The 14,313-nt window shown below is 57.8% G+C and carries 15 protein-coding genes; 10 read left to right on the forward strand and 5 right to left on the reverse strand.

Annotated elements, in window-relative coordinates; translation table 11 throughout:
* The first annotated feature begins 69 nt into the window (after positions 1–69).
* Complete coding sequence (locus CLM71_RS12370) at positions 70–1,617, forward strand: YdgA family protein (RefSeq protein ID WP_105231274.1); 1,548 nt, start codon at positions 70–72, stop codon at positions 1,615–1,617.
* Positions 1,618–1,657: 40 nt separating this feature from the next.
* On the opposite strand, the gene CLM71_RS12375 is transcribed toward CLM71_RS12370, so the two are convergent.
* Complete coding sequence (locus CLM71_RS12375) at positions 1,658–2,818, reverse strand: serine hydrolase (protein WP_105231275.1); 1,161 nt, start codon at positions 2,816–2,818, stop codon at positions 1,658–1,660.
* Between the two features lie 103 nt (positions 2,819–2,921).
* Here CLM71_RS12375 and CLM71_RS12380 point away from each other — a divergent pair, with 103 nt between their 5' ends.
* Positions 2,922–3,815, forward strand: coding sequence for a LysR family transcriptional regulator (locus CLM71_RS12380; protein WP_105231276.1), 894 nt, complete (start codon positions 2,922–2,924; stop codon positions 3,813–3,815).
* Between the two features lie 12 nt (positions 3,816–3,827).
* Here the strand turns inward: CLM71_RS12380 and CLM71_RS12385 are convergent, their stop codons facing one another.
* Both CLM71_RS12385 and malI read right to left on the reverse strand, forming a co-directional pair.
* On the reverse strand, positions 3,828–4,154 hold the full coding sequence (locus tag CLM71_RS12385) for a hypothetical protein (protein ID WP_105231277.1): 327 nt from the start codon (positions 4,152–4,154) through the stop codon (positions 3,828–3,830).
* A gap of 60 nt (positions 4,155–4,214) precedes the next feature.
* A complete protein-coding gene (gene malI, locus CLM71_RS12390) occupies positions 4,215–5,240 on the reverse strand; it encodes a Mal regulon transcriptional regulator MalI (protein WP_105231278.1) in 1,026 nt (341 codons plus the stop codon).
* Positions 5,241–5,454: 214 nt separating this feature from the next.
* On the opposite strand from malI, the gene malX reads away from it, so the two are divergent.
* Entirely contained in the window at positions 5,455–7,077 is a 1,623-nt protein-coding gene (malX, locus tag CLM71_RS12395) for a maltose/glucose-specific PTS transporter subunit IIBC (protein ID WP_105231279.1), read from the forward strand.
* Positions 7,070–8,251, forward strand: coding sequence for a MalY/PatB family protein (locus CLM71_RS12400; RefSeq protein WP_105231280.1), 1,182 nt, complete (start codon positions 7,070–7,072; stop codon positions 8,249–8,251). The genes malX and CLM71_RS12400 overlap by 8 nt, the downstream gene beginning before the upstream one ends.
* Positions 8,252–8,285: 34 nt before the next feature.
* On the opposite strand, the gene CLM71_RS12405 is transcribed toward CLM71_RS12400, so the two are convergent.
* Together CLM71_RS12405 and CLM71_RS12410 are read right to left on the reverse strand one after the other, a co-directional pair.
* Complete coding sequence (locus CLM71_RS12405; protein ID WP_105231281.1) at positions 8,286–8,651, reverse strand: NUDIX hydrolase; 366 nt, start codon at positions 8,649–8,651, stop codon at positions 8,286–8,288.
* Positions 8,648–9,244: an NUDIX domain-containing protein gene (locus tag CLM71_RS12410; protein WP_105231282.1), complete on the reverse strand. Its 597-nt coding sequence runs from the start codon at positions 9,242–9,244 to the stop codon at positions 8,648–8,650. The genes CLM71_RS12405 and CLM71_RS12410 overlap by 4 nt, the downstream gene beginning before the upstream one ends.
* Before the next feature lie 99 nt (positions 9,245–9,343).
* Here CLM71_RS12410 and CLM71_RS12415 point away from each other — a divergent pair, with 99 nt between their 5' ends.
* The 6 genes from CLM71_RS12415 to CLM71_RS12440 all read left to right on the forward strand — a co-directional run bounded on the left by CLM71_RS12415 (position 9,344) and on the right by CLM71_RS12440 (position 14,310).
* Positions 9,344–10,099 (forward strand): DeoR/GlpR family DNA-binding transcription regulator, encoded by a 756-nt coding sequence (locus tag CLM71_RS12415; protein WP_105231283.1) that lies wholly within the window; start codon positions 9,344–9,346, stop codon positions 10,097–10,099.
* Positions 10,100–10,470: 371 nt separating this feature from the next.
* The gene (locus CLM71_RS12420; RefSeq protein ID WP_105231284.1) at positions 10,471–11,451 is read left to right on the forward strand and encodes a 6-phosphofructokinase; all 981 of its coding nucleotides are present in this window, start codon (positions 10,471–10,473) and stop codon (positions 11,449–11,451) included.
* 11 nt (positions 11,452–11,462) lie between these two features.
* Entirely contained in the window at positions 11,463–11,774 is a 312-nt protein-coding gene (locus tag CLM71_RS12425; protein WP_105231285.1) for a PTS sugar transporter subunit IIB, read from the forward strand.
* A complete protein-coding gene (locus CLM71_RS12430; RefSeq protein ID WP_105231286.1) occupies positions 11,771–13,138 on the forward strand; it encodes a PTS sugar transporter subunit IIC in 1,368 nt (455 codons plus the stop codon). The genes CLM71_RS12425 and CLM71_RS12430 overlap by 4 nt, the downstream gene beginning before the upstream one ends.
* On the forward strand, positions 13,125–13,967 hold the full coding sequence (locus tag CLM71_RS12435; RefSeq protein ID WP_105231287.1) for a class II fructose-bisphosphate aldolase: 843 nt from the start codon (positions 13,125–13,127) through the stop codon (positions 13,965–13,967). Before CLM71_RS12430 ends, CLM71_RS12435 begins: the two co-directional genes overlap by 14 nt.
* 76 nt (positions 13,968–14,043) lie before the next feature.
* Positions 14,044–14,310 carry a hypothetical protein gene (locus CLM71_RS12440; protein WP_105231288.1) on the forward strand — a complete coding sequence of 89 codons (267 nt, stop codon included), beginning with the start codon at positions 14,044–14,046 and terminating at the stop codon, positions 14,308–14,310.
* Positions 14,311–14,313 lie beyond the last annotated feature (3 nt).

Here is a 14,313-nt window from a genome sequence, read left to right on the forward strand (position 1 = left end):
AGCCACCGCTTACGCGCAGTGTTAAGCGCCACAGGAATGCCAAACCCTTTACAACAGGATGAGAGAACGATGAAAAAGTCAGTCGTCGCCGTCGGCGTTATTGCGATTCTTGGCGCAGCATGGACCGGGGCTTCATGGTACACCGGCAAACTCATTGAGCAGCGGATGGGCGAAGTGGTGAGCAGCACCAACAGCCAGCTGGAAAGCTACCTGCCGCAGGCCGGCATCAAACTGAGCTATGAAGATTACCAGCGCGGCCTGTTCAGCAGCCACCTGCGCTTTGTCATCCGTCCGGACGGCACCGCCAGCGGCGAGCAGGCGGCGCTGCAGCCGGGTGAGGAAGTGGTGCTGCAGGAGGTGATCGACCACGGCCCCTTCCCGTTCGCCCAGCTCAAGCGCTTTAACCTGATCCCCAGCATGGCATCGGTACGCACCGAACTGGCCAATACCCCGGCGGTGAAAACGCTGTTCGATATCGCGAAAGGCAAAGCGCCGTTTACCGCCGATTCACGCATTGCCTATAACGGCGATACCTCCACGGCGCTCAAAGTGCTGCCGCTGGATTACCAGAAGGACGGCAACACGCTGACATTCGCCGGCGCGGATCTGACCATTGACGTCGCCCGCGATCTGAAAGCGGTGCAGGTGGACGGCAGCAGCGACAGCGCCACGCTGTCCGGCCGTACCGAATTTGGCCAGACCGAGCAGATCACCCTACAGGGCATTACGCTGAAAACCGACACCCGCACCGGCCAGTTCGATCTGAGCCTCGGCGATCAGGCGCTGAACATTAAGCAGCTGAAAGTCGCGGTCGATAACAAAGAGGCGCTGACGCTGGACGGCTTCAATCTGGCGAGCAAATTTGGCGAGCAGGACGGCAACCTGAACGGCCAGATCGATTACACCATGGATGCGCTGAAGCTGCAGGGCGCCGACTTCGGCTCCGGCAAGCTGACGCTGAAAATCGACAAGCTGGACGGCAAATCGCTGAAAGAGTTCGCCGACCGCTACAATCAGCAGATGACCGCCCTGCTGCAGCAAAGCCAGTCGCTGCCGCCTGAAGCCTATCAGGAGCAGGCCAGCGCCATCGTGATGCAGAACCTGCCGCTGCTGCTGAAAGGCAACCCGACCATTAACGTTGCGCCACTGAGCTGGAAAAACAGCAAAGGCGAAGGCACCTTCACGCTGAACCTGGATCTGGTCGATCCGACCCAGGGCGTCTCCCCGCAGGCGCCGGACGATCTGCTGCTGGCGCGCGCGGTGAAGAAACTCGACGCCAGCCTGAATCTTCCTGTGCCGATGGCGACGGAAGCCACCGCGCAAACCGCCAAACTGCAGGGCTACAACGCCGAAGAGGCGCAGAAGCTGGCGCAACAGCAGGTGCAGGGTCTGGCGGCCATGGGGCAGATGTTTAAGCTGACCACGCTGAAGGACGATGTGATCGGCTCCCGTTTCCACTATGCCGATAATCAGGTGGAGCTGAACGGCAACAAGATGTCGCTGCAGGAATTCCTCGGCATGTTCGGCATGCTGGCCGGCCCGGAACAGGGCGTACCGCCGGCGCCAATGCCAGTCCCGGCTCCGGCTCCGGCTCCGGCTCCGGCTCCGGCACAATAATCGCATTATGGGGGCTGTTACAGCCCCCTTTCTCTATCCCCTATGTCGCCAGCCCGGCATACACCGCATCGCGGATTTCCTGCGGATAATCACCGCACATCCCCTCAAACGCCGTGTTGGTTAACGCCACTACGCTAAGCCCCGCCTGCGGATCGCAGAACCAGCTATGCCCATAAACGCCCCCCCATTGCAGCGTGCCATTATGCTGCGGTGTCGATGCCAGTTCAGCATCTACCAGCAATGCGCCGCCAAAACCGAACCCCCAGCCCGGCCCCTGAACTTCGGCGGCAGCGCTGACATGCGGCCGCTGCAGTAGTGCCACCGTTGCCGGTTGCAGCAGGCCGTTGGCACCGTTGCGCAACGTTTCCACCAGCTTGAGCACATCATCCGCCGAACCAACCATACCGGCACCTGCTGACGGGTACGCCGTGGCGTCCAACGCGCGTGACGGGGAAAATTCAACGTCAAAGCCGAATTCAGGCGGCAAAGACAAACGCTGACCATCTTGCATCACCGCCGGTCCGGCATCGGTATTGTAATAGGCGCCTGTCAGCCGCTCGGTATCCTGAGCAACAAAACCACTGTCCGCCAGCCCAAGCGGCTGCGCCACCCAATGGTTAAACAGATACGGTAGAGGCATCTCTGCCGCCTGTTCCAACACGGCGCCCAAAAGGTCAATCGCCAGCGAATAGCTGAACTGACTGCCCGGTTCTGCCGTCAACGGCACTTCCGCCAGCCGCCGCAGGTTCTGCTCTAGCGTCAGCGTCGATAACTCCAGACCGTCCATCACCGCCCGCTGATGGTACGGTCCATCCGCCGGTTGTTTAAACCGATAATCCAGCCCGGCGGTGTGAGTCAACAGATGACGGAGACGGATAACCGGCGTCTCGCCGTTGTCGAGTGCCGGACGAAACCACGGCAACCAGCGACTCACCGCGTCGTCCAGCGTCAGCTTTCCCTGTTCGGCCATCCGCAGCGCCACCAACGTGATAAACGGCTTAGACACCGAAGACAGCCGGAACAGCGCATTGCGCCTCATCGGTCGCCGTCTTTCACGGTCGGCCTCACCGCTGGCCAGTGCGGCAATGATCTTCCCATGCTGCGCCACCAGCACTACGCTGCCGACAATGCTGCCCTGTGCAACAGCCCGCTGATTTACCGTCTGTAACCGTTTGATAACCGAATGATAGTTGGCCGACATCGTATGAACGCTCCTGAATTGACGATCAATCCAGTCTAGGGTGTTCAACATAAAATTAAATACGCTAAAATTTAATACATCATAAAGCAGAGGTTAATGATTAATGAGCTCACTCCTGCACCTGCTGCCCTTTTTTGAGGCCGTCGCCCGCCTCAGCAGCTTTACCCGTGCCGCCAATCACCTCGGGGTCACGCCGCCGGCGGTATCACAAAATATTCAGGCACTGGAAAACCGCCTGGGCGTGCGCTTATTTAATCGTACCAGCCGCTCGGTCAGGCTCAGCGATGAAGGACAGCGCTTTTATCACAGTGTTATGCCAGCCATGCGCGATATCGACATTGCGGCCGACGACCTTCGGGCGCGGCAGGGAATGCCAAGCGGCCAGTTACGTATCACGCTGCCGCAGTTGGCCGCATCACTGCTGGTCATGCCGCTGCTTGGCGAGTTTCAGGCACGTTACCCCGAAATTCAGCTGGAATTGTGCACCGACGATCGCTTTGCGGAATTGGTACCGAACAATTTTGACGCCGGCATTCGCATGCACGCCATGCTGCAAAAAGAGATGATCGCCGTCCCGCTCGACCACGGACAGCGACGGGTGCTGATTGCCGCCCCGAGCTATTTGGCCACGCATGGCGCTCCGCAATGGCCGGAACAACTACACGAACATAATTGCCTGCGCTATCGCTTCCCCGGCAGCGGTAAACTGGAACCCTGGTTCCTGACGCATCGCGGCGCTCATCGAGTGATAGAGGTAAACGGCAACCTGATTTTCAATGAGGATCGGCTGTTGAAAGACGCAGCATTAGCCGGGCTGGGGATAACTCAACGCTTTCACGCGACGGTAGCGCAGGAACTGGCAAACGGACAACTGGTGGAAGTGATGGCGGATCACGCCAGCGAAGCCGCCGGCTTTTTCCTCTATTTTCCTGCCAATCGGCATATTCCCCCGCGGCTGCGGGTATTTATCGATTTTCTGCGCGAAAAGCGCTGCTAAGGCTGCCAAATATTATTTTTCAGCATCCGGCAAAGGCGCGGAATGGTGTATCACCTCCACCCGCGAATCCAGTTGAATATCAGGATAGTGCTCTCTCATGCCTTCCAGCAGCACGGCATCCGGCCATTCATCTGATTTACCCAAATAACACGCAACCGATGACAGCGGCATGGTGACGACAGCGCTAACCCTCACCGTGGCTGTGCTGTTTGGATCCTCAGTGCTGACATAGCGCATCAGACCTGGTGAAATCGTGCGCTCCTGCCAACGGATGGTGTGGCGTTTTGCGCCGGTGCGCACGTCAGTCATCAGGCGTGGAACGATCGGCAGACTCTGCATCGTGCCCTCCTTGTTATCAGCATGGGAATGCATCAATGTAGACCATAAGAAACCCGGCCGCTATGCCGACGCCCGCTCAATCAGTTTCGGCGCCAGAATCACGTCCTGCGGCGGCAGTTCGGGGGACTCAATCCGCTGCAGCAAACGGGCGGCGGCGCTGCGCCCGACGTCGCGCGCCGACGTGGAAACCAGCGTCAGCGGCGGTTCACTCAACGCCGCATCCGGCGCGTCGCCAAAGCCGATCAGCGCCACCTGCTGGCTGAGGAAACTGTCGATGCCGTCCGAGCCGATGCCGCGCCCGCTGCGGATAATGCCAAAATAGGCGCCCAGCGCCACCGAGGCTTTATCGCACACCATGGCGCTGATGTTGGGGTGCTGACGCAGCAGCTGTTCGGCGGCCAGCGCCGCCGCCTGTTGTTGGCTCTCACACTCGATAATCCACTCGCAGCGAAAAGGTAAACCGTACTGCACCAGCGTGGCGCAAAAGCCTCCCAGCCGCTCGGCACGGGTCAGCGAGTCGCTGCGCCCGCCCAGATAGGCAATCTGCCGGTGGCCGCGTTTAATCAGGAATTCGGTGGCAATCTGCGCCGCCTGCATATTGTCCGGCCGCACCACGTCCACTTCCGCCACGCCGCCGGAGCGCGCAGCGCACACCAGCGGTACGCCCTGTTCTGCCGCCTGCGCCTGCAGGCCGTCGACAGCGCGTGCGCCCCCCGCCAGCACCAGTCCGTCGACGCCGTGCGTCAACAAGGTGTCAAAGCAGCGCATCAGCCCGGCGCCGTCGCGTCCGCTCTGCATCAAGAACAGCACCTTGCCCTGCGCTTCCAGCGCTTCGCTCAGGCCGGCGGTCATCTCCGCATAAAAAGGATCGCCGATATCACGCAGGATCAGACCAATCACGCCGGACGCCGCGCCGCGCAGCGTCGCCGCCTGTCGGTTGCGCACATAGCCCAGCTGTTCGATAGCCTGATGCACCCGCGCCACGGTAGCCGAAGAAATGCGCCCTTTGCCGCTCAGCACCAGCGAAACCGTACTGACGGACACCCCGGCGTGCTGTGCAACATCGGTAATGGTGATCTTTTTGATGGTGTAACCTCAACAAACGATGGCCATGGCGCTAAATGTATACCCATCAGTCCGATACAGTAAAACGATTTACCGGCTTTCTGTATAGCGGTGAAAAGTTCACCGTTTAATTGTGATAATCGGCGCATTTTTAATAGGTAAATCGTTTTATCTTATTTTTACCTTCGGCAGGCGCGCTTGCCTGCTCATTTTCATTCGCCAGGAGTCTCCGGTAATGCCAGCAAGTCAAAAACCCAAAGTTACCCTCTGGGAGTTTTTCCAGAGCCTGGGCAAAACCTTTATGCTACCCGTTGCGCTGCTCTCGTTCTGCGGCATTATGCTCGGTATCGGCAGTTCGCTCAGCAGCCGCGATGTCATCAGCCTGCTGCCGTTCCTCGGCCACCCTGCCTGCCAGCTGCTGTTTACCTGGATGAGCAAGGTGGGGTCTTTCGCCTTCAGCTTCCTGCCGGTGATGTTCGCCATCGCCATCCCGCTCGGCATGGCGCGGGACAATAAAGGCGTCGCCGCCTTTTCCGGCTTCGTCGGCTTCGCGGTGCTCAATCTGGCGACCAATTTCTATCTGACCGCCAGCGGCGTACTGCCCAGCAGCGATCCGCTGGTGCTCAAGGCGCATAATATCCAGAACGTGCTCGGCATTCAGTCGATCGATACCGGCATCCTCGGCGCGGTGCTGGTCGGCATTATCGTCTATCTGTTGCATGAGCGTTTTAATACCATCCGCCTGCCGGATGCGCTGGCGTTCTTCGGCGGCACGCGTTTTGTCCCGATTATCACCACCCTGACGCTTGGCGTGTGCGGGCTGGTAGTGCCGCTGATCTGGCCGTGGTTTGCCGCCGGCATTAACGGCCTGGGCTGGGTGATTAACGGCGCCGGCGCTTTTGGTCCGATGATCTTCGGCAGCGGCGAACGCCTGCTGCTGCCCTTCGGTCTGCACCATATTCTGGTGGCGCTGATCCGCTTTACCGACGCCGGCGGCACGCTGGACGTCTGCGGCCACAGCGTCAGCGGCGCGCTGACCATTTTCCAGGCCCAACTCTCCTGCCCGACCACCCACGGCTTTGCGGAAAGCGCCACCCGCTTCCTGTCGCAGGGGAAGATGCCGGCCTTCCTCGGCGGGCTACCGGGCGCTGCGCTGGCGATGTATCACTGCGCCAAGCCAGAGAACAGGCATAAGATCAAAGGGCTGCTGATTTCCGGCGTGGTCGCCTGCGTGGTGGGCGGCACCACCGAACCGATCGAGTTCCTGTTCCTGTTCGTCGCGCCGTTCCTGTATCTGATCCACGCGATCCTCACCGGCCTCGGTTTTACCGTGATGGCGCTGCTTGGCGTCACCATCGGTAATACCGATGGCAACATCATCGATTTTGTGGTGTTCGGCATTCTGCACGGCACCGCCACCAAATGGTATCTGGTGCCGCTGGTGGCGGCCATCTGGTTCGCCGCCTACTACGCCATTTTCCGTTTCGCCATTTTGCGCTTTAACATTAAGACGCCGGGCCGCGACAGTGACAACGCCGGCAGCGCGGCGCACGCCCCGTCAGGTACGGTGGGCCAGTCGGGCTATAATGTTCCGGCGATCCTCACCGCGCTGGGCGGCGCCGGCAATATCGTTTCGCTGGATAACTGCATTACCCGCCTGCGGCTGTCGGTGGCGGATATCAGCAAGGTCGACGATGCGGCGCTGAAGGAGAACCGCGCCATCGGCGTGGTGCGCCTGAACGCGCACAGCCTGCAGGTGGTGATCGGCCCGCAGGTACAGTCGGTCAAAGATGAATTAGACTCATTAATAGCGGCAAGCCGGCCTGCAGCAGAACTGTCTGGAGCAACCCATGTTTGATTTTTCCACCCCGATCGACCGTCACGGCACCTGGTGTACCCAGTGGGACTATATCGCCGACCGCTTCGGCAGCGCCGATCTGCTGCCGTTCACCATCTCGGATATGGACTTCGCTACTGCGCCCTGCATTCTGGATGCACTGCAGCAGCGGCTGCAGCACGGCGTGCTGGGCTACAGCCGCTGGCAGCATGAAGATTTCCTCGGCGCATTGCGCCACTGGTATCAGTTGCGCTTCCAGACCGCGATCGATACCGCCGACGCTGTGTATGGGCCATCGGTGATTTATATGGTTTCCCAGCTGATCCGCCAGTGGTCAGCGCCGGGGGAATACGTGGTCACCCATACCCCCGCCTACGACGCGTTTTACAAGGCGATTCTCGGCAACCAACGTCAGCTGTTGGCCTGCCCGCTACAGAAGGCCGGTAACCAATGGCATTGCGATATGGCCCACCTGGAGGCGCTGCTGGCCCGGCCGCAAAGCAAAATTCTGCTGCTGTGCAGCCCGCATAACCCGACCGGTAAAGTGTGGAGCGCCGAAGAGCTGCAGCAGATAGCAACGCTGTGCGAGCGCCATCAGGTTCGGGTCATCAGCGACGAGATCCATATGGATATGACCTGGGGCGAACATCGGCATCTGCCGTGGAGCCAGGTCGGTGCCACGCCGTGGGCGCTGCTGACCTCCGGCTCAAAAAGCTTCAATATCCCGGCGCTGACCGGCGCCTACGGCTTTATCAGCGATGAGGCATCGCGCGACGCCTATCTGCACCAGCTTAAAGGCCGCGACGGCCTCTCCTCCCCGGCGGTGCTGGCAATTGTGGCGCATATTGCCGCCTACCGCCACGGCGCCCCCTGGCTGGACGCGCTGCGCGACTATCTGCAGGACAACCTGCGCTACGTCGCCGAACGGCTTAATCAGGCCTTTCCGCAGCTGGCGTGGCAGCCGCCGCAGGCTACCTACCTGGCGTGGATCGACCTGCGTCCGTTGAATATTGACGACCATGCGCTGCAACAGGCGTTGATCGAGCGGGAAAAGGTGGCGATCATGCCCGGTTTTACCTACGGCGAAGAGGGTCGCGGCTTTGTTCGTCTCAACGTCGGCTGCCCGCGCAGCAAGCTGGAGGATGGCATGGACCGGCTGATCGCCGGCCTGCGGTTTGTGGCAACGCCAGTCTGACGCATCACGGCGGGCCAACGCCCGCCGTTGTCGATTACTGCACAGCAGGGATATCCGCCAGTTGACGATAGACCGTCAGTCCCAGCGCCTCAGCCACTTCCACGTCCTTATCCGCCCCTTGCGAAGCGCCCTCAATACGGTAAATCCCCTGGCACTGGGCAATCAGCCGATGCGCAACCGGATACAGGTAGGCCTCGCTGATCTCATCCCCCACCTGCTGTGAGCCGGCGGCGCCGGCCAGCGGCAGCGCCAGCCATTCGCCAATCACCGGCACATGCCCGCGCTGATAGACCGCCAGCGCCGCCTGCTCCAGACGATGCAGATTGGCGGCAATACGCGCCGCATCACCGTTGGTGCCGCTGCGATAAGGGCCAGCAATCAGAATTTGTTGCGCTTTCATAGGGCATTCTCCCAGTCAGGATTCAGGGCGATAAATTGTAATAACATGATGGTTTTGGCATCGACGATCGTTCCCTGTCTGATGGCCTGCAGCGCCTCTTTCAGCGTCATCTCCAGCACCTCGACATCTTCACCCTCATCCTCAAGGCCACCGCCCTGATGCATACGCGCCGAGGCGTCATATTCACCGATAAAGAAATGCAGTTTTTCGGTCACCGAACCGGGGCTCATATAAGCCTCAAAGACTTTCCGCACGTTCTGCACGAAATAGCCGGTTTCTTCTTCGGCTTCTGCACGAATACGCTGTTCCGGCGACGCGTTATCCAGCAGGCCGGCCGCCGCTTCAATCAGCATGCCGTCGTGACCGTTGACGAACACCGGAAAACGAAACTGCCGCGTGAGGATCACCGTTTGCGCCTGGCGGTTGATCAGTAAAATCACGGCGCCGTCGCCTCTGTCATAGGTTTCACGGCTTTGCCGCTGCCAGCTGCCGTCGCGACGCAGAAAATCAAAGGTGTTCTTTTTCAGCACATACCAGTCATCGGATAACACCTGCGTTGCCACCATGCGTACGCGATCTTTTGTTGGGATCATCTTATCTGCTCCAAAGAGGTTGTGGGTCGCATTGATACTATCGTGCAGTTTCGTGTATGATCAAGATAATTCGTGCAAACAAAAAATTGACGGGGACGTATGCTGACCAGCCAGCGCAAGAAGCTAATCCTGGAGAAACTTGCCAGCGAGGGCCAGGTATTGGCCAAACAGTTAAGTGAGATGTTCGGGCTGTCGGAAGACACCATCCGGCGTGATTTACGCGAGCTGGACAGCGAAGGCTTACTCCAGCGCGTGCACGGCGGCGCGCTGCCGGTATCCCCCGCCATCGCTCCATTTGCCGAACGCAACAAGCAGGAGTCCGGTGCCAAACGCGCCATTGCCCGCGCCGCCGCCGCCATGATTTTGCCGGGCCAGGTGGCGATCGTGGACGGCGGCACCACTTCTGCCGAGCTGGTGAAACAGCTGCCGCTGTCTTTACAGGCGACCATTGTCACCCACAGCCCCAGCGTGGCGGTCGGGCTGGTGGACCACCCGCAGATCGAGGTGATCCTGATTGGCGGCCGGCTGTTTAAACATTCGATCGTCACCGTCGGCGCGGCCGCGGTAGAGGCGATGTCGCATATTCGCGCCGATCTCTACTTTATGGGCGTGACCGGCGTTCACCCTACCGCCGGTCTCAGCACCGGCGATTTGGAGGAGGCCTATATCAAACGCGCGCTGGCGGCGCGCGCGGCAGAAACCGTGGTGCTGGCTTCCGCCGCCAAACTTAACGCGGCCTCACAGTATGCCATCGGCGATATTACGCTGGCGCAGTCCATTATTGTGGAGCACGCCACCGACGAGGCCTTGATATCCCCGCTGCAACAGGCGGGCGTCAGCGTCATTAAAGCCTGACGGGCGACATCTGCGCGCGCCGTTTAACGGTGCGCCAGACGCTGCTTACCGGCGAAAAATGCCAAATACGCAATAAAATGCGATGAATCTCACATTTGTATTAAGTTTTTCCGAATTAGCGGAGCGCCCTTCCCATCAGCCCATGATTTCAGCGGCTAAATCAATCAACTCTTTGAATAAAAATAAAAAAACCTCATCGTCCCCAGTATGGCCTGATTCTAGAAATGTGATTTAATTCGCAAAAAATGTCCATAAAACTAATGAGTCAATCGCTATAACGACGATTTTTGTCATTATTTTGTGATGTCGCTTGCAAATTTACCCCTATTTAAAATTCAACAATGACGTTAAAGCAACGAAGGGGGCCTACGATGAAAATCGGTATAGTGATTAGCGGCGGCGATGTCAGCGGTATTAATAATTTTATTTTTCAAATAGCCAATCTGACGCATGCCGAAATAGTTTTATTTGACGGCGGCATTCCGGGGTTATTGGCAAACCGGCACCGCCCTATGACACAACGCGATCTGATCGATTATGCCATTTCCGCTATTCCGCTTCTTAGCTCCGGCAGAACCAGCCGGAAACTCTACGCATCGGAATATGAAGGCATCAGTAAACAACTCAAGGCACTGCGGATTGACGTCATTATTATGGCCGGCGGCGACGGCTCCCTGCAGTTTTTAAATACCCTGAGCGAATTTGGCGTCAACTGTTTTGGCATCGGCATGACCATTGATAATGACGTATTCGGCAGCAGCTATACCGTCGGTTTTTCTACCGCCTGCGAACAAATACTCAAAGAGGTCGCCAAATTACGTAATACCGGCAGGGCACTGCCCGGCCGCGTATTTATGTTGGAATTGCTTGGCGGATATTGCGGCGAACTGACTCTGCAGTCCGCCATTAAATCCAATGCCGATTTCGCGCTCATTCCGGAGTGTCAATATAACCTGCCGGAGCTGGCCGAGAGAATAAAACACAAGCTGACATCGCAAAACAGCGTAATTATTTTGTGTTCCGAGGGCTACACCAAAGAGTATTCACCGGGCTTCCAGGGGGCGATCGACACCATGATCAAGCAGCTGGAGCCGCATATCGGCGTCCGTATTCGCAAGACCATCGTTGGGTATGGCCTGCGCAACGGCGACCCCACCGGCGAAGAGATTTATCAAGGCACGCTGATGGCCAATGAGGTCGCGCGCTGTATTCAATCCGGCATGAAAAATAAAGCCATCGTGATTAATGCCGGCAATCAGGCAATTCCCATTGATTTAATCAGTATGAAAAAGCGTCTGGTAGATACCGAAGGGCACCATTACAAACTGGCCAAACAGTTAAATATTATTTGAGGAGCAACGTCATGTTAAAAATACTCTGCGTATGCGGCTGTGGTTTAGGTTCAAGCTTTGCTATTGAAATGAGCGCCAAGGCAGTACTCAAAAAACTAGAGATCGACGCGGATATCGACCACACCACTATTTCAGAAGCCGGAGCCTTTAAGTCCGATATTATTCTCACTCAAAAAACGTTTGCGGATATTCTCAATGCCGATGCCAGCGAGGAAGAAAAGAAACGGGTCATCATTCTTAATAAGCTGACGGATAAAGCGGAGATTGAGCAGAAGATCGTCGCGTTTCTTAAAGAACGGAATATGCAAGGGCTGCCATCATGAACAGCATGATAAATTTCATCGTAAAGGACCTGCTGGGTCAGGCATCGGTGCTTATTGCGTTGATTGCCATGTTAGGACTGCTGCTACAGAAAAAGTCCGCGGGTAAAGTGGCCGAAGGCACCTTTAAAACGCTGTTGGGTTTTTTAATCATGATGGCCGGCATTAATATTATCGTCGGCGCCCTGACCTATCTAAACGATATATTCACTCACGGTTTCGGCATGCACGGCTATATTACCGACGTCGCCGCAATAGCCGGGGTGGCTAATCGCGAACTGGGTTCTGAAGTGGCGCTGACGCTGTTGGTCATCTTTGTGGTCAATATCATCATCGCCCGGCTGACACCGTTCAAATATATCTTTCTGACCGGTCAGGCGCTGTTGTGGATGGCCACCATCGGCGCAGTGGTCGGCTATAAGGCCGGGCTGAGCGGGCTGCCGTTGATTCTGACCGGCGGGATCTTTGGCGGTGTGATGGCGGTGCTGATGCCCGCGCTGGCGCAGCCGGTGGTGCGTCGTATTACCGACGCCGACGATGTGGCGCTGGGACACTTCTGCACGCTGGGCTATCTGGTGCAGGCGGCGGTGGCCAAAGTGGTCGGCAGAGGCTCCCGCTCCACAGAAGATCTGCAGTTGCCGGACAACTTTAAATTCCTGCAGGACACCTATGTGTCGATGGCGGTGGTGATGGTCCCGATGTACCTGATCCCGGCGCTGGCCGCCGGCCCGCAGTATATCGCCCAATACGCCGACGGCATGAACTACCTGATGTACTCCTTTATGCAGTCCATTCAGTTTGTCGCCGGGGTGTTCATCCTCTACAGCGGCGTACGCCTGTTGCTCAACGAACTGGTGCCGGCTTTCCGCGGCATAGCGCTGCGCATCGTGCCCGACGCGAAACCGGCGCTCGATTGCCCGGTGCTGTTTCCCTACGCCCCCAACGCGGTGATCGTCGGTTTTCTCGCCACCACGCTCGGCTCGGTCATCGGCATGATCGTCTTCCCGATGTTTGGCCTGGCGATGATTCTGCCTGGCCTGCTGACCAACTTCTTCGCCGGCGGCACCGCCGGGATCTTCGGCAATGCGCTGGGCGGACGGCGCGGCGCCATGATCGGCGGCGTCGTGCACGGCCTGTTTATCACCCTGCTGCCGGCGCTGTTAGTGCCCATGCTCGAAAGCTACGGCTTCGTCGGGCTGACCTTCAGCGACTCCGACGTCATCAGCAGCGGGCTGGTGCTGGGCAATGCTCTGCAGCACAACTGGCTGTTCGTCGGCCTGTTTATTGCTTTTGTCGCGCTTCTCGCGTGGTTCGTTAACGGTAAATCAACCAAGCACCATGAGGAAAAAGTCCATGAAACTTTATAACTTTCCCGCGTTGTTACAGCTGGCCAAAGCCCGCAACTACAAAGCGCTCGGCTCTTTCAACCTTCACTGTCTGGAAATGCTGCCCGCCTATTTCCGCGCGGCGCAGCGCGCCGACAGCCCGCTGATGATTCAGATATCCACCGGCACCGCCGAATATCTGGGTTATCAGCTGCTGGTCGACGCCGTTTCTTCTCTCGCCGCCAGCGAGCAGATACCAACCTGCCTGCATCTGGACCATTGCTCCGATCCGCGCGCGATCCGTACGGCCATCGACGCCGGGTTCAGCTCGGTCATGTATGACGGTTCCCACCTGAACATCGATGAGAATATCGCCAATACGCGCCTGGTGATTGAGATGGCCCGGCCGCGCGGCGTTTCGGTGGAGGCGGAACTGGGGGCCATCGGCGGCGCCGAGGATGGGAAGATGGTCGCCGCCGAAGACATCAGTTTCACCACGGTGGCCGATGCCAAGCGTTTTGTCGATGAAACCGGCGTCGATATGCTCGCCGTATCGGTCGGCACGGTGCACGGGTTGTATACCGGCAAGGCGCAAATCCAGCATCAGCGCCTGATGGAAATTACCGCCGCCACCGCTACGCCGCTGGTGCTGCACGGCGGTACCGGCGTCAGCGATGATGATATGCGCCGGGCGGTAAGCGGCGGCATTGATAAGGTTAACGTCGGCACGGAAATGAATGTGCAATGGGTCGGGCGCTGCAAAGAAACGTTTGAGAAAGGCAAAGTCAGCGACAGCGTACGTAAATTTCTGATCCCGGCGAATGAAGCGGTGACTAATGTATTAACTGAAAAAATGAATTTATTTCGCTGAATAATTTTATTCCCTTTTAAACGTTGAAAGAAAATCATGCCTGGCGCCCCGGCGCGCTCCGGGGCTGGAGACAACCATGTTTAAATTTATGAAGCGGCATAAAACGGTGATTGCCGATGACGATCAATATCACCGGGAGGCGGCGCAAATCGCGGAAAGTATCGCCCGCCAGGAACGCCAGTTAGACAGCCATCCGCAGGACGGCGAAATACAGAAACAATTAATGTTGGAATATAACCGGGCGCTAAAAATATACGCTAAAAGTAAAGCGTATCGCGATCGGGTTGATGAACTCTTTGTGAAGATTGATGAGTTACGCAATGTCATAAGAAAAAGTATCTGAGGA

This window comes from Serratia sp. MYb239 (assembly GCF_002966855.1).
GTDB classification, from domain to species: domain Bacteria; phylum Pseudomonadota; class Gammaproteobacteria; order Enterobacterales; family Enterobacteriaceae; genus Serratia_B; species Serratia_B rhizosphaerae.

Excerpts from the sequence above, each read along its gene's own strand:
- CLM71_RS12420 (WP_105231284.1), top strand. The coding sequence starts at position 10,471 with ATGAAAATCGGTATAGTGATTAGCGGCGGCGATGTCAGCGGTATTAAT.
- CLM71_RS12380 (WP_105231276.1), top strand. The coding sequence starts at position 2,922 with ATGAGCTCACTCCTGCACCTGCTGCCCTTTTTTGAGGCCGTCGCCCGC.
- CLM71_RS12430 (WP_105231286.1), top strand. The coding sequence starts at position 11,771 with ATGAACAGCATGATAAATTTCATCGTAAAGGACCTGCTGGGTCAGGCA.
- CLM71_RS12405 (WP_105231281.1), bottom strand. The coding sequence starts at position 8,651 with ATGAAAGCGCAACAAATTCTGATTGCTGGCCCTTATCGCAGCGGCACC.
- CLM71_RS12435 (WP_105231287.1), top strand. The coding sequence starts at position 13,125 with ATGAAACTTTATAACTTTCCCGCGTTGTTACAGCTGGCCAAAGCCCGC.
- CLM71_RS12415 (WP_105231283.1), top strand. The coding sequence starts at position 9,344 with ATGCTGACCAGCCAGCGCAAGAAGCTAATCCTGGAGAAACTTGCCAGC.
- CLM71_RS12425 (WP_105231285.1), top strand. The coding sequence starts at position 11,463 with ATGTTAAAAATACTCTGCGTATGCGGCTGTGGTTTAGGTTCAAGCTTT.
- CLM71_RS12385 (WP_105231277.1), bottom strand. The coding sequence starts at position 4,154 with ATGCAGAGTCTGCCGATCGTTCCACGCCTGATGACTGACGTGCGCACC.
- malX (WP_105231279.1), top strand. The coding sequence starts at position 5,455 with ATGCCAGCAAGTCAAAAACCCAAAGTTACCCTCTGGGAGTTTTTCCAG.
- CLM71_RS12440 (WP_105231288.1), top strand. The coding sequence starts at position 14,044 with ATGTTTAAATTTATGAAGCGGCATAAAACGGTGATTGCCGATGACGAT.
- CLM71_RS12370 (WP_105231274.1), top strand. The coding sequence starts at position 70 with ATGAAAAAGTCAGTCGTCGCCGTCGGCGTTATTGCGATTCTTGGCGCA.
- CLM71_RS12375 (WP_105231275.1), bottom strand. The coding sequence starts at position 2,818 with ATGTCGGCCAACTATCATTCGGTTATCAAACGGTTACAGACGGTAAAT.
- CLM71_RS12400 (WP_105231280.1), top strand. The coding sequence starts at position 7,070 with ATGTTTGATTTTTCCACCCCGATCGACCGTCACGGCACCTGGTGTACC.
- CLM71_RS12410 (WP_105231282.1), bottom strand. The coding sequence starts at position 9,244 with ATGATCCCAACAAAAGATCGCGTACGCATGGTGGCAACGCAGGTGTTA.